This window comes from Neisseria shayeganii 871 (genome assembly GCF_000226875.1).
Classification (GTDB): Bacteria; Pseudomonadota; Gammaproteobacteria; order Burkholderiales; family Neisseriaceae; genus Eikenella; species Eikenella shayeganii.
Window position 1 is genome coordinate 1,424,034 of sequence record NZ_JH164926.1, and the last position, 20,723, is coordinate 1,444,756.

The following is a 20,723-nucleotide window of genomic DNA, read 5'->3' on the forward strand; positions in this document are numbered from 1 at the left end:
GCAAATATCCTATTAAGCTTAAATAAATGGAAATCAACAGGGAATTTTTGAGATGGTGCCCATGGGCAGATTTGAACTGCCGGCCTCTCCCTTACCAAGGGAGTGCTCTACCCCTGAGCTACATGGGCCAAATTGTTACATTTTTTATGGAGCGGGTGAAGGGAATCGAACCCTCACCGTAAGCTTGGAAGGCTTCTGCTCTACCATTGAGCTACACCCGCACTTACTCTTTCGCCTGCCCCAATTGTGATTGGATTATGGTGGTGGGAGAAGGATTCGAACCTTCGAAGCTTTCGCAACAGATTTACAGTCTGCCCCCTTTGACCGCTCGGGAATCCCACCGCAAAGAGAGCGGCATAATAATTAGCGATACCGTCGGCGTCAAGCCCTGGGAAACATTTTTTTTGCAGTTACTCGCTAAGTAATTCGATTTATGTTTAAATTTTAATGCCGCTTACAGCGCCGCTTACAGCGCAAAATCTGGCTGGCATTATTTGGCCGCCATCAAACGCTCGTATTTTGCCATCAATTCTTCTTGGGTTTCCGGCGCTTCTTCATTAATCAGAATGCAATCCACCGGGCACACTTGCTGACATTGCGGCTCGTCGTAATGGCCCACGCACTGGGTACACTTATCCGGCTCGATTTCATAAATTTCATCGCCCTGGTAAATCGCGTCGTTCGGGCATTCCGGCTCGCACACATCGCAGTTGATGCATTCGTCGGTAATAAAGAGGGACATGCTGTTGTTCCTTAAATTTTCAATGATCCAAAACCGAAGGCGCGGGATTATAGCACAACCCCTTGTTTCAGGTAGCCCGTATTTTGAATTTTTCTCTTTGATAACAATTATTAAATAGCCTGATTGCCGGCCAAGTAGCGCAGCAGCACATAGCGGCTCATGCCGGCTTTCCCTTCCTTGCGCGTCTCGAAGCCGGGCGGCAAAACGGGCAGGCGGCCGGCCTCCAAATAAATCTGAGCCTCTTCGGCCAAGCTGGCCGGCAAAGCCGCAAACAGTGCCGACCATTGCTGCCAAGCAAACGGCGGATCGAGAAAAACCACATCAAAGCGAATGCGGTTGTGTGCCAAAAACGCCAAAGCCTCGGCATGCACGGTTTGCACCTTATCCTGCAAAGACAAAACTTCCGCCTGTTTCGCCAAATGCGCGGCGGTGGCACGGTGTTTTTCCACCAACACCGCTTGGCGGGCATGGCGGGATGCCGCTTCAAAACCCAACGCCCCGCTGCCGGCGAATAAATCCAACACATTCAGGCCGCTCAAATCCTGGCCCAACCAATTAAACAGCCGCTCCCGCACGCTGTCGGGCGTCGGCCGCAGTCCATCGGCATCGGCAAACGACAGTTTGCGGCCGCGATGCGTACCGCCGATGATGCGGACCTGATTTTGGTGTTTGGCATTTTTTTTTGCCATGTTCATGCTGATGCTTTCTGCTTTGCTGAATTTGTTGCGGAACCAATTAACCGGAATTGTTTAAGATCAGGATGCTTTGGCTTCAGGCTACCTGAACGCGCAGCTGTTTTCAGGTAGCCTGTTTGCGCCGCCCCGTGCTCATCACCGCATAGACGCCGAGCACCGATACCCCGCCTACCATCCAGCCTACCAACACATCGGTCGGATAATGCACGCCCAGCACCACGCGGGACAAACCGGCCAACAGCAACAGCAATCCCGCCACTGCCGCCACTTTACCGCGCTGCGGCGTGTGCCAATACAAAATCATCCACAACACCGCAAAAGCCGCCGCAAAAGCACTGTGACCGCTGGGAAAAGAAGCGCTGGCCTCTTCTACCAGCCTGGGCCAGAGTTCCGGCCGCGCACGGTCAAAAAACACTTTGCCGATTGCAGTGACTGCGGTGGACAAGCCGGTTCCGGCCAACACCAATACCGCCCGTCCGCCGCGCCGCTGGCGGTATTCATAAGCGGCCAGACACAGCGTCATCAGCGTGGCCGACGGCCATTTGCCCAACCAATGCAGCAGCAGGGCCAACTGCTCCAGCAGGGTGCCGGCGGTATGGCGGTGTACGGCCAACATCAGCGGCGTTTCAAACGCAAAATCGCCGCGCGCAGACAGCAGTGAAGCAACGGCCACCGCCACACTCAAGGGCACAATCATGCCCAACAGCAATAAGGCGTGCCGGGCGGTGGGGCGGTGCAGGCGGAACAGGGGCATGAGGCAGTCCAATCCTTAGCCGCGCAATCCAAGCCAAAGACTGCAACGGCATACTGAAAAATAAAACCGAAGGCTACCTGAAAGCCGTACGCCTTTTTTCAGGTAGCCTGTTTCACGCAGAGGAAACGCTTATCCCTTAGCTTATTCCTTAGGCGCAGGCGGCTCGATCTGCTCTTTCCAGCCGCACTCTTTCTGCGGGCACACCTTCTCCACGCCCCAGCGCTTGGTGGTTTTGATGGTGAGCACCGGCCATTGGCAGTTGGGACAGGTTTCCGCAACGGGCGGATTCCAAGTGGCGTAGTCGCAATCGGGATAGGTGTTGCAGCTGTAAAACAGCTTGCCGTAGCGCGATTTGCGTTCGATCAGGTGGCCGTTGCTGCATTTGGGACAGGGCACGCCGGTCTCCTTCGGCTTCTCCAAAGGCTCGATGTGTTTGCACTTGGGATAATTGGCACAACCGATAAACTTACCGTAACGGCCTTTTTTATACACCAGCTGGCCGCCGCATTTCGGACAATCGCGCCCTTCCACCACACTCGGCTCCTCGGCTTCTTTGGCCGCCTCTTCCGCCGTCTCGTTCACATTGCGGGTGTAGTCGCACTCGGGGTAGCCCGAGCAGGCGATGAAACGGCCGCGCTTGCCGAATTTGATCTGCAGCTTGTGTTGGCCGCATTTGGGGCAGGTTTCATCCAGCTCCTGGGTGGTGATTTTGGCGCGCTCGATGCCTTCTTTTTCGGCAATCTGCTTGTGGAAGCCTTTCCAAAACTTGTCCATCACCGGCACCCACGCCCGCTTGCCGCTGGCGATGTCGTCCAGCTGGTCTTCGAGCTTGGCGGTAAAGTCGTAATCCACATACTGCTCGAAATGCTCGGTGAGGAATTTGTTGACGATGTCGCCGGTATCGGTGGGCAGGAAGCGGCGCTGGTCCACGGTCACATACTCGCGGTCTTTCAGCGTTTTGATGATGCTGGCGTAGGTGGAGGGCCGGCCGATGCCGAACTCTTCCAAAGCCTTCACCAAGGTGGCTTCGTTAAAGCGCGGCGGCGGCTGGGTAAAGTGTTGTTCGCCGTAGAGTTTGTCCACCGGCAGCGTTTCGCCCGCGACCAGATCGGGCAGTTTTTTGCCGTCTTCGCTTTCTTCGTCTTCGTCCTGCCCTTCCTGATACACGCTGAGAAAACCGTCGAACACCAACACTTGGCCACTGGCACGGAAAATGCCGTCGCCCAGCTGAATATCGGCCGAAGTGGCATCGAACTTGGCTTCCACCATCTGGCAGGCCACCGTGCGCTGCCAAATCATTTGGTAGAGCTTGAATTGGTCGGCGCTCAAAAACGGTTTCACGCTTTCGGGCGTGCGGTACACCGAAGTGGGGCGGATGGCCTCGTGCGCCTCTTGGGCGTTTTTCGACTTGGTTTTGTAGGCGCGGGCCGATTTGGGCAAATAATCGCCGCCGATTTTGTTTTCGATGTAGTGGCGGATTTCGGTGAGCGCGTCGGCCGACAGGGTCACGCTGTCGGTACGCATATAGGTAATCAGGCCCACCGCGCCCTGGCCCACGTCCACGCCTTCAAACAGCTGCTGCGCCGTGCGCATGGTGCGGTCGGTGGTCATGCCCAGCTTGCGCACCGCATCCTGCTGCATGGTGGAAGTGGTATAAGGCGCGGCCGGCTTGCGGGTGGCTTTCTTTTTCACCACTTCGGCCACTTGGGCGCTGTGGCCGGCCAAGGCATCCAGCACCGCCTGTTGCGCGGCCTCGTCGGCCAGGGCGAACTGCTCCAGCTTCTCGCCGCGCCATTGGATCAGCTTGGTGGCAAACTTCTGCCGGCCTTTGTGGCTGTCCAGATGCACACTCCAATATTCGCGGCTTTCAAATGCGCGGATCTCGTTTTCGCGCTCGCAAATCAGGCGCAGGGCGGGGCTTTGCACCCGGCCGGCGCTCAAACCGCGGCGGATTTTTTTCCACAGCAGTGGCGACAGATTGAAGCCGACCAAATAATCCAAAGCCCGACGCGCCTGTTGGGCATCCACCAAATGGATGTCCAATTCGCGCGGGTGCTGGATGGCTTCCTGCACCGCTTTTTGCGTCACCTCGTGGAACACCACGCGCTGCGGGCGGATGTTTTTCAGGCCGCGTTTGCTTTTCAGGATTTCGGTGAGGTGCCAGGAAATCGCTTCGCCTTCGCGGTCCGGGTCGGTGGCCAGATAAATGTTTTCGGCTTCCTTGGCGGCGGCCACGATGGCATCGACGTGCTTGGCGTTTTTCGAGATCAACTCGTATTTCATGGCGAAATCGTGCTCGGGATCCACCGCGCCGTTTTTCGGAATCAGGTCGCGCACGTGGCCGTAGGAGGCCAGCACCTGAAAGTCGCTGCCCAGGTATTTCTGCATCGATTTGGCTTTGGTCACAGACTCGACAATCAACAGGTTTTTTGCCATGGGAATCTCGTAAGGTCGGTTTGTTTATTCGTTATTCGGCAGCCCGGCAAGCCGCTCCGCATCGGCGGCGGCAAGCAAAGGCTACCTGAAAACCGCTGCTGCTTTTCAGGTAGCCTTTGTCGGGCAGAACCGGCGTGTTTCAGTTAATCAACACTTTATCTTGCAATACGGCCGCCATCAAATCGTCGCCGATCAAAATCGGCAATTCGGATTTATCGGCCCACAACACCAGCAGCGCCAGCACTTTGGCGTGCTGCAAAGTCAATTCGTGTTCGTGGGAAAGATGCAAGAGCGCCATCAGCACGAATTCGCGCTGCTCCGGCAGCAAAGCGCCGTTTTGCTCCAGAAAATGCAACAGCCCCAATGCTTCGCACGGCACGGCATCGCGCTCTTCAGGCAGATAGACACGTATGGCGTGGGCATGGGAAAAATGCTTCTGCTCCATGCGGCTTCGCTCTTGCAGGATGTCCAAAAACAACAGCATATCGTTGATGTCGTCGTTATGGAAACCCTCCTGCTCCAGCAAGCCGCACAAATCCTCATTCGGCGGGCAGGCATCGAAATCGCGGAAATTTTCCAATAAAAAAGCTATTACATCAATCATCTGTCTTTCCTAATCACGGCTTCACACCCGCTGGTAGCGGCCGCCGGGCAAAGGCGCCACGCGGCCTTCGATTTCCAGCAGGGTTATTTCAGCATACACATCTGCGGCGGGAATGCCAAGTGTTTGCGCCAAAGTGTCGGGATGCACCGGCGCATAGCCCATGGCCGCCAGCAAAGCACTGCCGCCTTCAGCCGCCGCCGACTGGCCGTCCGCCCCGGCACTTTCCGGCAGCGGCGGTGCAAGGGCCATCTGCCCGCCGGCCTGCACCGGCAAGCCTGTCGGCTCGGCCAACAGCGGACATTCTTCCAAAATATCGGCCAGGCTTTCGGTGAGCTTGGCGCCCTGCTTGATGAGCGCATGGCAGCCTTTGCTGTGCGGATTATCAATGGAGCCGGGCACGGCAAATACTTCCCGCCCCATTTCCGCCGCCAGCCGCGCGGTAATTAAAGAACCCGACTCCACCGCGGCCTCCACCACCAACACCGCATAGGCCAGCGCGGCAATCAAACGGTTGCGGCGCGGGAAATTGGCCGCCAGCGGCCGGGTGCCCAGCGGAAACTCGGAAATGATGCAGCCGTGTTCGGCAATGCGGTGCGCCAGCGCCTTGTTGCCGGTGGGATACACGCGGTCGATGCCCGTGCCCCACACCGCCACCGTGCCGCCGCCCTGCCGCAAAGCGCCTTCGTGGGCGGCGGTATCGATGCCGGCGGCCATGCCCGATACCGTGACCAAGTCCCGCTCGGCCAAAGCGGCACCAAAGTCGGCCGCCACCCGCATGGCCTGCGGCGTGGCATGGCGGCTGCCGACCACCGCCACGCCGGCGGCGGACAACAAACGGCTGTCGCCGCGCACAAACAACAGCGGCGGCGGGGTCAGCCCTTCGCCCAGCATGGCGGGGAAACCGGCATCGCAGGACAACAACAAAGCGCAATTCTCCTGCGCCGCCCACCGACAGGCCGCATCGGCCGCCGCTTCCGCTTCATGCCGGCGCGTCCGCCACGCCGTGCGGGCCGCTTGGGTGGGCAACACGGCGGCCACCTCATCTTCGGCCGCCCACACCGCGGCAGCCGAACCGTAATGCGCCAACAGGCGGGCAAAGGCTTCGGCGCCGATATACGGCATCAAAGCCAGCCTGATCCAAGCCAGGCGTTCGCTTTCCTTATCCACGGTTCCTCCTTGCATTGCCATCGGCAGCCCGCTCCAGTGTGGGCGATATAGCTTCTTGACGCAAGCAAAAGCTCGAAATTAACCAAGTGTTTGTATGCCAAGCAACAAAAGGCTACCTGAAAGCCGTTTTGCCGTTCAGGTAGCCTCTATGATTGATGGCTGAAAACCGCCCTAAGCCTTTTTCACAAACTCCGATTTCAGATTCATCGGCGTGCCGTCGATTTTGCAGGCAATGTCGTGGTCGCCGTCCTGCAGGCGGATGTTTTTCACCTTGGTGCCCTGCTTGATCACCAAAGAGCTGCCTTTTACTTTCAAATCTTTAATCAGTACCACCGTATCGCCGTTTTGCAGCACTGCGCCGTTGGCGTCGCACACCGCCGCTTCAGCCTCGGCCGCTTCGGCTTGCTCGCCGTCCTGCCATTCGTGGGCGCATTCGGGACAAACCCATTGGCTGCCGTCGTGGTAAACATATTCCGAGCCGCATTGCAGGCAGAGGGGTGCGTTCATGATGATTTCCTTCAAATGGTTTCTGGTAAGTGGTTTATTGTTGTCGATTTGTCTCAAGCAGCCCGGGCTACCTGAAAACTTCAGGTATCATACACGCCCGCAACCGATTCAGGAAAACCCATGTTCAAGCCCTTCCTGCTGTGCGCCGCCCTGCTGTGCGCCCTGCCCGTCGCGGCAGAAACCGTTTCCCGCACCCTGCCCAACGGCATGAAAGTGATCGTCCGCGAAGACCACCGAGCACCGGTGGCCGTGTCGCAACTGTGGTTCCGCGTGGGCAGCGTAGATGAAAACCCCGGCAAAACCGGCCTCAGCCACGCCTTGGAACACATGATGTTCAAAGGCACCCACAGCGTGCCCGCCGGTGAATTCAGCCGCCGCGTATCGGCCTGGGGCGGCAACGACAACGCCTTCACCTCGCGCAACGAAACCGTTTACCACGAAACCCTCGCCGTGGCCAATCTGCCGCAGGTGCTGGCGCTGGAAGCCGACCGCATGGCCAACCTCAATTTCAGCGACGCCGATTTCGACAACGAAATGAAAGTGATCCGCGAAGAGCGGCGTATGCGCAGCGACAACAGCCCAACGGGCAAAATGTGGGAAACCCTCTACCTCACCGCCTTCGGCAACCCCGCCAACCGTGCGCCGGTGATCGGCTATATGGACGACCTGCACACCCTGAAAGCCGACGACCTGCGCCAGTGGTACCGCCGCTGGTATGCTCCCGCCAACGCCACGCTGGTGGTGGTGGGCGACGTAAAAGCCAATGAACTCTTAGACACGGCGGAAAAACTGTTCGCCCCGCTGCCCGCCCGCGCCCTGCCGGAACGCAAGGATTTGGCCGAAACCGCGCCCGCCGAACACCGCCGCACCACCACCTCCGCCCCCGGCGACCTGCCGTTGGTTTCCCTCGCCTTCCACGCCCCCTCCCTGCGCCGGCTCGACGACCGCCTGCCCTACGCCTTGAGCATGCTCTCCGCCGTGCTCGACGGCCACTCCGCCAGCCGCTTGGACAAACATCTGGTGCGCGGGCGCAAAGTGGCCGTCAGCGTCGGCCTCAGCTACGAGCTGCTCTCGCGCAGCCCCGACCTATTCGTCTTCACCGGCTATCCCGCCCCCGGTTTCCAACCCGAAGACCTGACCCAAGCCTTCTTGGACGAACTGAAAAAAATCGCCGAGCAAGGCGTGGGCGAAGCCGAGCTGGCCCGCATCCGCAACCAGCTCGACGCCTCGGAACAATTCGCCAAAGACGACATGGAAAGCCAAGCCGAAATCATCGGCTACCTCGAATCGGCCGGCTTCTCCTACACCGACGAAGCGGAAATCCGCCGCCGCGAAAAAGCCGTTACCGCCGCCGAAGTACAGGAAGCCGCCCGCTGGCTGTTGACGCAAAAACACACCACCGTCATCCTGCTGCCCGAAGCCGTGCCCGGCGCGGAGCAGTTGGAAAACAAGGGCGGCGGCAGCTGATCTTTAGCACCGCCAAGCATCCCTTCAGGCTACCTGAAAGCCTTTCAGGTAGCCTGTCTCGCCCCCAACATTTCCTTACCCTATTCCGAACCCCACGATGTCCCCCACCCCCGTCCGCATCCTCGGCATCGACCCCGGCAGCCGCATCACCGGCTTCGGCGTGATCGACGTCATCGGCCAAAACCAACACTACGTGGCTTCCGGCTGCATCAAAACCATTCCCGGCGACGAGTTGGCCGGCCGCATCGGCATCATCGTGCAGCACATCGGCGAAATCATCGACACCTACCGCCCCACCCAAGCGGCGGTGGAGCAAGTGTTTGTAAACGCCAACCCCGCCGCCACCCTGATGCTCGGCCAAGCCCGCGGCGCCGCCGTGGCCGCCCTGGTGCTGCGCGGCCTGCCGGTGTACGAATACACCGCCCTGCAAGTCAAACAAGCTGTGGTCGGCCAGGGCAAAGCCGCCAAAGAGCAGGTGCAGCACATGGTGGTGCAGATGCTGAAACTCTCCGGCACCCCGCAGGCCGACGCCGCCGACGGCCTGGCCGTGGCCCTCACCCACGCCCTGCGCAACCACAGCCTGGCCGCCAAGCTGCGGCAGGAAGCGCAAATCAAACGCGGGCGGTTTCAATAAGGCGGCGTTGGTTTGCCATCCGCGCCGCCTGTTTATTTCTGATGCAAACCAAATTTCTTAGGCCGATGCCGGTCAATGGAAAACGGAGACCATCTTGAACAAAAATAATCTGTTGCTGCTCGCCACCATTTTTCTTTGGGGCACGGTGTGGTATGCCATCAAATTCCAATTGGGCGACACGCCGATTGCGGTGTCGATTTTCTACCGCATTCTGCTGGCCGCCCTGGTTCTCTTGGCTTGGTGCGCGGCAAGCTGCAAAATTCCCCGCCTGGGCATAAAAGACCATGCTTATCTCGCACTCATGGGATTATTATTGTTTTCAAGCAATTATTATTGCTTTTATCTGGCCACCGGCCACATCAAAAGCGGTTTGGTTTCCGTTGTCTTTTCCACTTTGGTGTTGGTGAACAGCCTCAATAAACGGCTGTTTTTCCGCGAACCCATCAGCAAAGCGGTTGTTCTGGGCGGCATGATGGGCATCATCGGCGTGGCCTTGCTGTTTTCCGGCGAATTAAACGCCGCCCATGATGTATCGGCCTTGGGCGCGGGCATTTGCTATGCCCTGCTCGGCACCTATATGGTGTCGGCCGGCAATATGCTTTCCGCCCGTTTCAGCAAACACAATCTGCCCGTTTTGGCCTCAACCGCCCTCGGCCTGAGTTATGGCGCCGTTTTGTGTGCCGTGCTGATTGTTTGGCAGGGCGACTCGTTCCGCATTCCGCTGACCATTCCCTATTTGTCTTCGCTCCTTTATCTGTCTTTATTCTGTACCGCACTCGCTTTTTGGCTGTATCTGACGCTGGTGAAAAACTCGGGGCCGGATAAGGCGGCATTGGCCACCATTTTGTTTCCTTTGGTGGCCATGCTGGTTTCCAGTGTTTTGGAAGATTACGTTTGGTCGGCACCGGCCGTATTGGGCGGGGTGCTTATTTTGGTCGGCTACAGCATCAGCCTGTTTTTCGACCGGCATAAACAGGCTACCTGAAAACGGTTTCAGGTAGCCTGAGACCTTTGCAAAACCCCCATCTGCGGCGCATTTCTGCGTTGTGCGTTTATGCCCTATGGGTACTGCTCGTTCGCTTGCCTATCTATATGATATGTCTGTCCCACGGGGATTCCTGCGTTCACGCTCACTGCGCTGCTACGCCTTGAACTGCATCCACATCTGGGGGTTTTGCAAAGGTCTCAGCCTGTCTGCTCCCAAAGGCCGATTGTAAAGCGGCTGGGAAGGGGCTAAACTGCCCGCATCGGCAAATTTGGAACAAACAGCCTAATCCTGCCGAGCAGGCCGGCCCCGGCCAGCCGCCTTCCCAACCATTCAGGAGAACGAGATGAAACAACTGGCGATGTACATCAACGGTGTTTTCGACACCGCTTTTAACGGCGCTTACCAAGACGTGCTCAACCCCGCCACCGAAGCGGCGATTGCCAGCGAGCCGCAAGGCGGACAGGCCGAAGTGGACCGTGCCGTGGCCGCCGCGCGGGCCGCCCAACCGGCGTGGGAGCGCCTGCCGGCGGTGGAGCGCGGTGCCTATTTGCGCAAAATCGCCGCCGGCATCCGCGCCCGCGCCGATGAACTAACCGACACCATTGTGGCCGAAGGCGGCAAAACCAAAGACCTGGCGCGCATCGAAGTAATGTTCACCGCCGACTACCTCGACTACCAGGCCGAATGGGCGCGCCGCTACGAAGGCGAAGTGCTGCAAAGCGACCGCCCGCGCGAAAACATCTTTCTGTTCAAACGCCCGCTGGGCGTGATTGCCGGCATTTTGCCGTGGAACTTCCCCTTCTTCCTCATCGCCCGCAAAGCCGGCCCAGCGCTGGTTACCGGCAACACCATCGTCATCAAGCCCAGCAGCGTTACCCCCATCAACTGCCACATCTTCAGCGAAATCGTGCATGACAGCGGCCTGCCCGCCGGCGTGTTCAACGTGGTCAACGGCGGCGACGACACCGGCAGTCTGCTGGCCGGCCACAAACAGGTGGACATGGTGAGCCTCACCGGCTCGGTGCGCGCCGGCGCCGAAGTGATGGCCGTGGCCGCCCCGAATATCACCAAAGTGTCGCTGGAACTGGGCGGCAAGGCGCCCGCGCTGGTGCTGAAAGACGCCGACATCGACCTGGCGGTGCAATCCATTCTGGCCTCGCGCGTGGGCAACACCGGCCAAATCTGCAACTGCGCCGAGCGCGTGTATGTGCACCGCAGCATCGAGCGCGAATTCACCGACAAAATGGTGGCGGCCATGAAAGGCGTGCGCTACGGCAATCCGGCCGAAGCCGCCGAAGGCGCTTTGGAAATGGGCCCGCTGATTGAAGCGCGCGCGGCCGAAGCGGTGGCGGCCAAAGTGGCCCGTGCGGTGGAGCAGGGCGCCACCGTGCTCTGCGGCGGCAAGCGCGCCGAAGGCAAAGGCTATTTCTTCGAGCCCACCGTGCTCACCAATGTGCACAACGGCATGGACATCATGAAAGAAGAAACCTTCGGCCCGGTACTGCCGATTGCGGTGTTCGACACCCTGGACGAAGCGGTGGCGCTGGCCAACGACTGCGAATACGGCCTCACCAGCTCGGTGTACACCACCGATTTGAACGAAGCCTTCTATGTGGTGCGCCGTTTGCAGTTTGGCGAAACCTATGTCAACCGCGAAAACTTCGAGGCCATGCAGGGCTTCCACGCCGGCTGGAAAAAATCCGGCATCGGCGGTGCCGACGGCAAACACGGTTTGGAAGAATATCTGCAAACCCAAATGGTGTATCTGGAAACCAATATTTAAGCGCCGATAAAGGCGGCATAGGCTACCTGAAAACAAGCCGCGCGGATTTCTGCGCAGCTAAAACTTCAGGTAAGCCTGTGCCGCCTTTGCAAAAAAGGAGGGAATATTGCTCTCTTGTTTAAAAAAACGGCAAGCCCGTCGTGACAATCAGGCACTGATTGTTTCCAGCTTCGCGCCGCCGTACCGTGCACAGGCCCAAGCTTTGGCGGAACGCTTGGCCAAGTACGCGGATTTTACGCGATACCGCTGGAGCAGTCGCGAACAGGTGCGGCATACCGGTGTGTCCGCACCGCTGTTGGGCTGGATGCTGCTGGGTGAGTACGGCTTGCAAGACGGCAGCCCCATCACGCAAACCATGCTGCACTGCCTGTATAGCTGCCATGCCGACGGCCATGTGCGCGAACGCCATCTGAGAGCTTTGGCGCAGAGCGATTATCCCGATATGACCATGCCTTTTGTGGTGCAGAGTTTCGGCAACTGGGTGCGCGAAATCCACATGGCGGCCTTTGAGGTGTTGGTGAGGCATCAAGATGCCTTTGCCGCTTTTGTACGCACCAACCCGCAAGCATGGCAAACCGCCAAAAACCGTGCCGCCAGTTATTGGGATATTTATTATCGTGCGGAAGACGGCCATCCCTGGCGGCAAAGCCAAACTTATTTACGCATCCGCACCTTGAACGAGGTGATTCGGCGCCGGAGCTGAGGCTACCTGAAAGTTTTCGCTACGCAGAAATCCGCACGGCTGGGTTTCAGGTAGCTTTTTACATGGGATTGGATGTGATTTGAAATGCTGGGTATATGGTTGCAATAAGTTTTTCCTGCATAAGTAGGATTCCCAGCTTTCTACCATTGATTTTAATAACATGCGGATATCGATGAGGTTATAAATGATTGCAATTGCTGAAAGCAAGGTGTCATCAGGCCTTGCATTTTGCGTAAAAAAATTTTTTGGTGTTTTTTCTTTGCTTCCGTTTGAATATAGATTATTGAATGAATTAAATGATCGCCTCCCCTTGGGTTGCAAGGAGATTTTCAACCATCAGTTGTCTAGATTTAATAAAATTGATAGGGTATTAAGTGCAGATTCTGATTTGGATTTCTGTCACACATCTTTTTATAGAATCAAGTTTGGAAAAAATGATAGAAAAAATATCAAACTGAAATTTAATGAAACTCCGCCGATTTTCAATATTGCAGAAGCAGTTTATGAATTTGGCGGAAAGAGTATGCCGGTAAAATATGTTGTTGGTGAGGGGGTATTTTTTTCTTTGGAATATCATAAGCCTATAGATATGAATGTTTTAATGCAAAATTTTGTGGTTTTGGATTTTAAAATAAGCGATTTTGCAAGAGGACAATAATAATGAAGTGATACGGGCTTGAAATGATTTTCTGCCCGCATGTTTATTTCACAAAAAATCAGGTAGCCTAAAAACAGATGGTTTATTTTTAGGCTGCCTGAAATGGTTCAAATTACATTATTTTGTCTGGCTCAATTCCGCGCGCAGCTTTTTGGTGACGTCCATCATCACTTCCAGCTGTTCGGTGGTTTCTTGCCAGCCGCGGGTTTTCAGGCCGCAGTCGGGGTTGACCCACAAGCGCTCCACCGGCACCACTTCCATGGCTTTGCGCAGCAGTTTTTCCACTTCGGCGGCGGTGGGCACGCGCGGGCTGTGAATGTCGTACACGCCGGGGCCGATGTCGTTGGGGTATTTGAAATCACCGAATGCGGTGAGCAATTCCATATCGGAACGTGAGGTTTCGATGGTGATCACGTCGGCATCCATAGAGGCGATAGCGGGCAGAATGTCGTTAAACTCGGAATAGCACATATGGGTGTGGATTTGGGTGCTGTCTTCTGCGCCGGTGCTGCTCAGGCGGAAGGCTTCGCAGGCCCAGGCGAGGTATTCGTCCCATTGGGCTTTTTTCAGCGGCATGGCTTCGCGGATAGCGGGCTCGTCGATTTGAATCACTTTGATGCCGGCTTTTTCCAAATCCAATACTTCATCGTTCAAGGCTAAGGCGATTTGTTTGGCGACTGCGCTCAAGGGAATGTCGTCGCGCACAAACGACCATTTGAACATGGTTACCGGGCCGGTGAGCATGCCTTTCATCGGACGTTTGGTCAGGGTTTGCGCGTAGGCAGACCAGTAAACGGTCATCGGTTCGGGGCGGGATACGTCGCCGAAGATGATGGGCGGTTTCACGCAGCGCGAGCCGTAGCTTTGTACCCAGCCGAATTGGGTGAAGCAGTAGCCGGCCAGTTGTTCGCCGAAATATTCCACCATGTCGTTGCGCTCGGCTTCGCCGTGTACGGGCACGTCGAGCTCCAGTTTTTCCTGCACTTCCACGCAGTAGGCGATTTCTTTTTTCATCGCGGCATCGTAATCGGCAGCGGAGAGTTCGCCTTTTTTGAAGGCGGCGCGCGCTTGGCGGATTTCGGTGGTTTGCGGGAACGAGCCGATGGTGGTGGTGGGCAAGACGGGCAGGTTCATCCAAGCCTGTTGCGCCTTGATGCGCTCGGCAAACGGTGATTTGCGTTGGTCGGCACCTTCGGGCAGATTGGCCACGCGGGCTTTAACGGCATCGTTGTGGATTTTTTTGTTGGTGGCGCGGTCGGCGGCGGCGGCATCGGAAGCGGCAATGGCTTCTTTTACGCTGTCTTTGCCGTGTGCCAAAGCCTGTTTCACCACGCCCAGTTCCACCAGTTTTTGGGCGGCAAACGCCATCCAGTTTTTGATTTCGGCATCGAGTTTTTCTTCTACGGCCAAGTCTTGCGGGCTGTGCAGCAGCGAGCAGCTCGGAGCGATCCACAGGTTGTTGCCCAGTTTTTCTTGAACCGGTTTCAGGGTGTCGATCACTTTGGAGAGGTTGGCACGCCAGACGTTGCGGCCGTCGATCAGGCCGACCGACAAGACTTTGTTTTGCGGCCAGGCATCGGCAAACACGGAGAGCTGCTCGGGGGCGCGCACGCAGTCGATGTGTACGCCGTGCACGGGCAGGGCTTTGAGCAGGTTCAAGTGTTCGGCAACGGAAGCGAAGTAGGTGCCGATGATGATGCGCACGCCGGTGTGGGCGAATTCCTGATAAGCGGTTTCAACGGCTTTGATCCAGTTGGCATCGGCGTCGGCAGAGAGAATCGGCTCGTCGATTTGAATCCAATCCACGCCCTCGGCGGCCAGTTCGCGCAGCAGTTGTGCGTAGGCGGGCAGCAGCTTGGGCAGCAGGCTGATGCGCTTGAAGTTATCGTCTTTGGCTTTGCCCAACCACAACAGGGTAACGGGGCCGACCAGCGTGGGCTTGATGTCGTGGCCTTGCGCTTTGGCTTCTTTGATTTGGGCAATCAGGTTTTTGGCATTGACTTTAAATTCGGTGTCGGCATGCCATTCGGGTACGATGTAGTGGTAGTTGGTGTCGAACCATTTGGTCATTTCCATCGCAAACTGGGTGGCGTTGCCGCGCGCCAGTTGGAAGTATTCGGGCAGGCTCAGATTGGCCGGGTCGAAGCCGAAACGCTTGGGAATCGCGCCCAAGGTGCAGAGCAGGTCCAACACATGGTCGTAAAAAGAAAAATCGCCTACGGGCAGCAGATCGGCGCCGGCGGCTTTTTGTGCGGCCCAGTTCAGGCGGCGGATTTCGGCGGCTGTTTCTTGCAGCTCGGCTTCGCTTTTCGCGCCTTTCCAAAAGGCTTCAACGGCAAATTTCAGCTCGCGCTTGGCACCGATGCGCGGATAGCCGGACAGGTGGAAGGTATTCATGGGGTTTCCTTGGTTTCGGTTTATTCATCTGAACGGCATGCCTTGATGGCATGCCGAAACGGTGATTTATCAAGCCTGCATTCTGCAGGCTTTTTCTGCCAGCGGCAAACGCTTATTTTGCATATCCATATGAATAAAACTAATTAAGCTACCTGAAAGCAGATGGCTTTCAGGTAGCCTGATGCTGCATTGCACAACACTACAGCAAGCAAAATTCAACTATTTAATCATTTATATTCAATATTTTATAAATTTAATTTTCATGATTTTGTCAGAAACCGGCCGGGCCGCCGTCTGACACGGTGAGTTTGATTGCCATACCACCGAAAGGATACATCATGAAAAAGACTGTTTTCACTTTAGCCGCCACCCTCTTTTCCGCCCAAGTGTTGGCCGGCGGCATTCTGCCCTACAGCCACGCCAAATTTGACGAGCTGCAAAAAGCCGGCCAGCCCGTGCTGGTGGACGCCCACGCCGACTGGTGTCCGGTGTGCCGCCGTCAGGATGCGGTGATCCGCCCGCTGCTGCAAGAGCCGTCATTCAAAGACCTGACCGTGCTCAAAATCGATTACGACAAGCAAAAACAGGAGTTGGCCCGCTTCCGCATCAGCAGCCAAAGCACGCTGGTTCTGTTTCACCGCGGTCAGGAAGTACGCCGCGGCGTGGGCGAAACCCGCCCCGAAGCATTGCGCCGCTTCCTGAGCCTGCCGCGCTAAGGAGGCTGTATGGACATCAGTTTGACTGCTTTGGCCCTCAGCCTGCTGGCCGGCCTGCTCACCACCTTGTCGCCCTGCGTGCTGCCGATTCTGCCGATTGTGGCCACCTCGGCCATGGCCAAACGCAAAGCCGGCCTGTTTGCCCTCGCGCTGGGCATGGCGCTGTCGTTTACCGTGGTCGGCACCCTGATTGCCTCGGTCGGCCTGGCCTTGGGCCTGGACAGCCAGCATCTGCGCTATGTGGGCGCCGTTCTGATGTTGCTGGTGGCAGCTTGGCTGCTGAGCAGCCGCCTGCAAGAAGCCTTAGGCAAACACACTGCCGCCTTGAGCGGCAAAGGCGAAGCCTGGTTGAGCCGCTTCAACCCGGAATCCACCGCCGGCCAATTCGGCGTGGGCATCTTGCTGGGTTTGGTGTGGGCACCGTGCATCGGCCCGACTCTGGGCGCGGCGATTGCCTTGGCCAGCCAAGGGGAAGCTTTGGCCAGCGTAGCCGTGGTAATGATGGTGTTCAGCTTGGGCGCCGTGGTGCCGCTGATTGTGATCGGCTTGCTGTCGCGCCAAGCGTTCCGCCAAAAACGCGAACAGCTGGGCAACTTCAGCCAACGCGGCCGCACCATCATGGGCTGGAGCCTGCTGGCCGTGGGCCTGCTGGTGCTGACCGGCTTCGACAAACAGCTGGAAATCTGGCTGCTCCAACTCAGCCCGGAATGGCTGACCGATCTGACCACCCGTTTCTAAGGCCTGTCGTCATCCTGCTGGCGAAGCGGTTTGTTGAGGCAACATCCGCAGCGGCCAGGCTCACGTGAAGAGGGCGGCTTGACACGCTTCGCCAGTCAAGCCAGCCAGCGAGCCGGATGGGACATCTTGCCGGCATGTTTCACGCAGCAGATGCGGAGTTTGATCCAAAACACCGCCGCCACGCTTGGCGACGACGACACGCCCTAAACGCCCAAGCGCCGTAATCCCCAAGGGCAATGGCACCGGTTGTTGCCGCTCCGTTCCTTTCAAGCCCGCCCAAAAGGGCGTTAGGCTACCTGAAAACTTTCAGGTAGCCTCTTTTTCAGCAAAATCCGTTTGATCACGGCGGTATGCGATCAATCGCGGCCCAACATACGGTTGAGGATTTTCTCGCCTTTGAGTTGGTGTACCACCGCCATCAGAATGTGGCCGGCCGCCAGCACAAACAGCGCCCAAGCCAAAGGGGCATGCCACTCGTTGCCCAAACGGGTCATCCATTCGATTTTTTCGGGGGCGCCGTTCATGATTTCCACGCCGAACACCTTCAGCCCGCCGCGCGCCGAGCCGTGCTGGCGCAGCATGGCGGTGAGCGGCACGGCGGCCATCAGCACATACAATGCGCCATGGCCGAGTTTCACCAACAGATTGCCCTGCGGGCGGCGGCTCAGGTTGCCCAGCGCCCACAGCAGGCGCAACAGCAGCAGCACCAGCAGCACAAAACCCACCGATTTGTGCAGATCGATCAGGCTGAAATAGTCTTCGTTGAGCGTCCACGCCACCGCGGTAAACAGCATGAGCAGAAAGCCGGCGGCCATGATCCAGTGGAAAAAACGGCTGACGGTGCCATAAGCATTTGATGTATCGGGTTTCATAGCAGGTAGGGTTTGTGTTTTTAGGAAAGCGGCAGTATAGCGGATGGCCGCCTGCCTGACCACGCTGCCTGCGATCTGTGCAAAACACCCCTGGGCGTATTGCCATTTGGCTTAATCAAGCAGGCTGAGACCTTTGCAAAACCCCCGGATATGGATGCAGTTCAAGGCGTAGCAGCGCAGCGAGCGTGAACGCCAGGAATCCCCGTGGGACAGACATATCACCTACAAGGCTAAGCGAGCGAGCCGTACCCATAGGGCATAAACGCACAACGCAGAAATGCGCCGCAGATCGGGGTTTTGCAAAGGTCTCAGGCTAGAGAAGCTGGGGGTTTGTTGACAATATAGTGTTGTGGCGGGATTTTTTCGCTACCCGGTTAAAAAGCCACGTCTGCTGCATTGAAAATGCAGACAAGGTGTACAACCTTGCCAACCCTTATTTTTTCTGCCCAACTGTAGTTTCTCAACACGCTGCGCCAGTCAAACCAGCCAGCGAAGCAAGGCGGGACATCTTGCTGCGCATCTCATTGCCCCTTGCGGGATGAACGCCGCAGATGCAGGCTTTGACTAAAAATACCGGCGCAACGCTTTGTGACGATATGCCCTAGCTAGGCAGTTTTACCGCGAAACCGCTTCTCAAACCACACCGCTGTACTGTCAAAGCCCCTAAAATCATTCGTCAGCACCCTTTCAATAGCTCTGGGCAAAATATCAGGTTTTCGGTTTTTCCGGGCGCACCCAGCCGGCGATGGTGGTTTGGCGGCCGCGAGCCACGGTGAGTTCGCCCGCCGGGCAGTTTTTGGTGATCACGCTGCCGGCGCCGGTGGTGGCGCGATCGCCCACGGTGACCGGCGCCACCAGCACGGTGTCGGAGCCGATGCGCACTTCGTTGCCGATGACGGTGCGGTATTTGTGGACGCCGTCGTAATTGGCGGTGATGGTGCCGGCGCCGATGTTGCTGCCGCTGCCGATGTCGGCGTCGCCCAGATAACTGAGGTGGTTGGCCTTGCTGCCTTGGCCGATGACGCTGTTTTTCACTTCCACGAAATTGCCGATGTGTACCGCTTCAGCGAGGCGGGTGCCGGGGCGCAGGCGGGCAAACGGGCCGATGCGGGCGTCGGCGCCGATGTCGCAGTCTTCCAGATGGCTGAAAGGGGCGATGCGGGTGCCGGCGGCGATGCGGGCGTTTTTGAGCACGCAATGGGCGCCGATTTCCACCTGGTCGCCCAACACCACTTCGCCTTCCAGCACCACGTTGACGTCAATCACCACGTCCTGCCCGTGTTGCAGGCGGCCGCGCAGGTCGAAACGGGCGGGGTCGCGCAGGGTGAGGCCGGCGGCGAGCAGGGCTTGCGCCTGTTCGCGCTGGAAAATGCGTTCCAATCCGGCCAGCTGCGCCTTGTTGTTGACGCCGGCGGCCAGGTGCGAGCGGGCTACCTGAAGCGGATGCACGGCGATGCCGTCGCGGCGGGCCAGTGCAATCAGGTCGGTCAGATAGTATTCGCCTTGGGCGTTGTTGCTGGAAAGCTGTTCCAGCCAGCCGGCCAGCCGGGCATTGGGCAGCACCAGAATGCCGGTGTTGATTTCGGTAACGGCTTTTTGTGCGGCATCGGCATCTTTTTCTTCCACAATCGCCGCCACTTGGCCTTGGTCGCGGATGATGCGGCCGTAGCCGGTGGGGTTGTCGAGCACGTCGGTGAGCAGACCGACGTCGTCGCCGGCGGCATCCAGCAGGGCTTGCAGGGTGGCGGCATCAATCAGCGGCACGTCGCCGTACAGCACCAAGGTGCGGCCTTCAGCCGGCAGGTGCGGCAGCGCCATTTTGACTGCGTGGCCGGTGCCCAGTTGTTCGGTTTGTTCCACCCAGTTCACTTCGCGCTGCACCCGAGCACGCACCGCTTCTTTGCCGTGGCCGATGACCACGCTGATGCTGTGCGGATTGAGGGAGCGGGCGGTGTCGATCACGCGCTGCACCATCGGCTCGCCGCCGATTTCGTGCAGCACTTTGGGCAGTTGGGAATACATGCGGGTGCCTTTGCCCGCGGCGAGGATGACGATGTGTAGGGACATGGTGTGCTCTTGAATTGAGTGTGATGCGGACGGAGGCCGGTGCCAAACCCCATCGGCAGCGTATTTCTGCCTGGTGCGGTGATGCCTAGGGGGCTGCCTGTTGCGCTGCTAGGCTTGGAACAACACTACAGCTGGGTTGGGCAAAGGCTTCAGGCTACCTGAAAACCGCGGATGGGATCGGTTGTTGACGGCGTGGCGTGCTGCTGGGTGTGGCGGTTTTCGCGGCAGAACCCGCGTATGCCGGCTTCCGGGCGGTACGCCTCGGGTTTTCAGGTAGCCTGAAAGCGGAGACCTTTGCAAAGCTCTCATCTGCGGCGCATTTCTGCGTTGTGTGCTGCTCGCTTGCTTGCCTATCCAGATGATATATCTGTCCCGCGGGGATTCCTGGCGTTCACACTCACTGCGCTGCTACGCCTTGAACTGCATCCACATCTGAGGGTTTTGCAAAGGTCTCAGCCTGTCTAAATAATCAAACGGTTCGGGTGGCCATGGTGGCCATCAGTTGGCGGGGGTTGCCGGGTCGTTGTGCCAGGTGGCGCCGCGCACCTCGCTGCCGTGCCGTTCGCGTTGGAGCGGCACGGCTTGCGGGCGGTGTTGGTTGTAGCGTTGGTCGCGGGCGAAGGTACCGTCTTGGTACACCACCGGTGTGCCGGGCGCATAGCGCTGGCGCAGCGAGGTGCGGCCTTCGGCGTTTTCATAGGTTTCCCAGGTGCAGGCAGACAGGGCCAGCAAGGCAAGCAACAGGGCGGTGTGGCGCATGGCGGTTCCTTTGTGTCACGGAGTGTGGGTTGGCCG

The 20,723-nt window shown here is 57.9% G+C and carries 20 protein-coding genes, 3 tRNA genes and 2 pseudogenes; 10 read left to right on the forward strand and 15 right to left on the reverse strand.

Annotation, left to right across the window (positions count from 1 at the left end; all coding sequences use genetic code 11):
- Positions 1-53: 53 nt before the first annotated feature.
- From HMPREF9371_RS06535 to HMPREF9371_RS06580, 10 genes are all read right to left on the reverse strand, one after another.
- Positions 54-128, reverse strand: a tRNA-Thr gene (locus HMPREF9371_RS06535).
- Positions 129-147: 19 nt separating this feature from the next.
- A tRNA-Gly gene (locus HMPREF9371_RS06540) sits at positions 148-221 on the reverse strand.
- Between the two features lie 37 nt (positions 222-258).
- A tRNA-Tyr gene (locus HMPREF9371_RS06545) sits at positions 259-342 on the reverse strand.
- 148 nt (positions 343-490) lie between these two features.
- A complete protein-coding gene (locus HMPREF9371_RS06550; RefSeq protein WP_009119210.1) occupies positions 491-742 on the reverse strand; it encodes a YfhL family 4Fe-4S dicluster ferredoxin in 252 nt (83 codons plus the stop codon).
- A 110-nt stretch (positions 743-852) separates the two neighbouring features.
- The gene (gene rsmD, locus HMPREF9371_RS06555) at positions 853-1,431 is read right to left on the reverse strand and encodes a 16S rRNA (guanine(966)-N(2))-methyltransferase RsmD (RefSeq protein WP_040660917.1); all 579 of its coding nucleotides are present in this window, start codon (positions 1,429-1,431) and stop codon (positions 853-855) included.
- Positions 1,432-1,540: 109 nt separating this feature from the next.
- The gene (locus HMPREF9371_RS06560; RefSeq protein WP_009119213.1) at positions 1,541-2,191 is read right to left on the reverse strand and encodes a phosphatase PAP2 family protein; all 651 of its coding nucleotides are present in this window, start codon (positions 2,189-2,191) and stop codon (positions 1,541-1,543) included.
- Positions 2,192-2,332: 141 nt separating this feature from the next.
- A complete protein-coding gene (gene topA, locus HMPREF9371_RS06565) occupies positions 2,333-4,627 on the reverse strand; it encodes a type I DNA topoisomerase (protein ID WP_009119214.1) in 2,295 nt (764 codons plus the stop codon).
- A 139-nt stretch (positions 4,628-4,766) separates the two neighbouring features.
- A complete protein-coding gene (locus HMPREF9371_RS06570) occupies positions 4,767-5,231 on the reverse strand; it encodes a Smg family protein (protein ID WP_009119215.1) in 465 nt (154 codons plus the stop codon).
- Between the two features lie 21 nt (positions 5,232-5,252).
- A complete protein-coding gene (dprA, locus tag HMPREF9371_RS06575) occupies positions 5,253-6,419 on the reverse strand; it encodes a DNA-processing protein DprA (RefSeq protein ID WP_009119216.1) in 1,167 nt (388 codons plus the stop codon).
- A 150-nt stretch (positions 6,420-6,569) separates the two neighbouring features.
- The gene (locus tag HMPREF9371_RS06580) at positions 6,570-6,905 is read right to left on the reverse strand and encodes a zinc ribbon domain-containing protein YjdM (RefSeq protein WP_040660300.1); all 336 of its coding nucleotides are present in this window, start codon (positions 6,903-6,905) and stop codon (positions 6,570-6,572) included.
- A 120-nt stretch (positions 6,906-7,025) separates the two neighbouring features.
- On the opposite strand from HMPREF9371_RS06580, the gene HMPREF9371_RS06585 reads away from it, so the two are divergent.
- The 7 genes and pseudogenes from HMPREF9371_RS06585 (at position 7,026) to HMPREF9371_RS12535 (ending at position 13,138) form a co-directional block, all read left to right on the forward strand.
- The gene (locus tag HMPREF9371_RS06585; RefSeq protein ID WP_009119218.1) at positions 7,026-8,372 is read left to right on the forward strand and encodes a M16 family metallopeptidase; all 1,347 of its coding nucleotides are present in this window, start codon (positions 7,026-7,028) and stop codon (positions 8,370-8,372) included.
- 97 nt (positions 8,373-8,469) lie between these two features.
- On the forward strand, positions 8,470-9,006 hold the full coding sequence (gene ruvC, locus HMPREF9371_RS06590) for a crossover junction endodeoxyribonuclease RuvC (RefSeq protein ID WP_009119219.1): 537 nt from the start codon (positions 8,470-8,472) through the stop codon (positions 9,004-9,006).
- Between the two features lie 94 nt (positions 9,007-9,100).
- The gene (locus HMPREF9371_RS06595; protein ID WP_009119220.1) at positions 9,101-9,991 is read left to right on the forward strand and encodes a DMT family transporter; all 891 of its coding nucleotides are present in this window, start codon (positions 9,101-9,103) and stop codon (positions 9,989-9,991) included.
- Positions 9,988-10,243 (forward strand): annotated as a pseudogene (locus tag HMPREF9371_RS13445) (ATP-dependent exonuclease). Before HMPREF9371_RS06595 ends, HMPREF9371_RS13445 begins: the two are co-directional and overlap by 4 nt.
- A 94-nt stretch (positions 10,244-10,337) precedes the next feature.
- Entirely contained in the window at positions 10,338-11,777 is a 1,440-nt protein-coding gene (gene aldA, locus HMPREF9371_RS06600; RefSeq protein WP_009119221.1) for an aldehyde dehydrogenase, read from the forward strand.
- A gap of 106 nt (positions 11,778-11,883) precedes the next feature.
- Positions 11,884-12,480: a hypothetical protein gene (locus HMPREF9371_RS11040; RefSeq protein ID WP_009119222.1), complete on the forward strand. Its 597-nt coding sequence runs from the start codon at positions 11,884-11,886 to the stop codon at positions 12,478-12,480.
- A 184-nt stretch (positions 12,481-12,664) separates the two neighbouring features.
- Entirely contained in the window at positions 12,665-13,138 is a 474-nt protein-coding gene (locus tag HMPREF9371_RS12535) for a hypothetical protein (RefSeq protein ID WP_009119223.1), read from the forward strand.
- 117 nt (positions 13,139-13,255) lie between these two features.
- Here the strand turns inward: HMPREF9371_RS12535 and metE are convergent, their stop codons facing one another.
- Positions 13,256-15,535: a 5-methyltetrahydropteroyltriglutamate--homocysteine S-methyltransferase gene (metE, locus tag HMPREF9371_RS06610; RefSeq protein WP_009119224.1), complete on the reverse strand. Its 2,280-nt coding sequence runs from the start codon at positions 15,533-15,535 to the stop codon at positions 13,256-13,258.
- Between the two features lie 338 nt (positions 15,536-15,873).
- Here metE and HMPREF9371_RS06615 point away from each other — a divergent pair, with 338 nt between their 5' ends.
- Positions 15,874-16,251: a thioredoxin family protein gene (locus tag HMPREF9371_RS06615; RefSeq protein WP_009119226.1), complete on the forward strand. Its 378-nt coding sequence runs from the start codon at positions 15,874-15,876 to the stop codon at positions 16,249-16,251.
- A 9-nt stretch (positions 16,252-16,260) separates the two neighbouring features.
- Positions 16,261-16,989, forward strand: coding sequence for a cytochrome c biogenesis CcdA family protein (locus HMPREF9371_RS06620; protein ID WP_009119227.1), 729 nt, complete (start codon positions 16,261-16,263; stop codon positions 16,987-16,989).
- 356 nt (positions 16,990-17,345) lie between these two features.
- Here the strand turns inward: HMPREF9371_RS06620 and HMPREF9371_RS11905 are convergent, their stop codons facing one another.
- The 3 genes and pseudogenes from HMPREF9371_RS11905 to glmU all read right to left on the reverse strand — a co-directional run bounded on the left by HMPREF9371_RS11905 (position 17,346) and on the right by glmU (position 19,928).
- Complete coding sequence (locus HMPREF9371_RS11905) at positions 17,346-17,861, reverse strand: cytochrome b (protein WP_040660302.1); 516 nt, start codon at positions 17,859-17,861, stop codon at positions 17,346-17,348.
- A gap of 115 nt (positions 17,862-17,976) precedes the next feature.
- Positions 17,977-18,164 (reverse strand): annotated as a pseudogene (locus HMPREF9371_RS13450) (ATP-dependent exonuclease).
- 405 nt (positions 18,165-18,569) lie between these two features.
- Positions 18,570-19,928, reverse strand: a complete 1,359-nt coding sequence (gene glmU, locus HMPREF9371_RS06630; RefSeq protein WP_009119230.1) for a bifunctional UDP-N-acetylglucosamine diphosphorylase/glucosamine-1-phosphate N-acetyltransferase GlmU — start codon at positions 19,926-19,928, stop codon at positions 18,570-18,572.
- Between the two features lie 294 nt (positions 19,929-20,222).
- Here glmU and HMPREF9371_RS13455 point away from each other — a divergent pair, with 294 nt between their 5' ends.
- Positions 20,223-20,393 carry an ATP-dependent exonuclease gene (locus tag HMPREF9371_RS13455; protein WP_232203082.1) on the forward strand — a complete coding sequence of 57 codons (171 nt, stop codon included), beginning with the start codon at positions 20,223-20,225 and terminating at the stop codon, positions 20,391-20,393.
- Between the two features lie 33 nt (positions 20,394-20,426).
- Here the strand turns inward: HMPREF9371_RS13455 and HMPREF9371_RS06635 are convergent, their stop codons facing one another.
- Positions 20,427-20,687 (reverse strand): hypothetical protein, encoded by a 261-nt coding sequence (locus tag HMPREF9371_RS06635; protein WP_009119232.1) that lies wholly within the window; start codon positions 20,685-20,687, stop codon positions 20,427-20,429.
- Positions 20,688-20,723 lie beyond the last annotated feature (36 nt).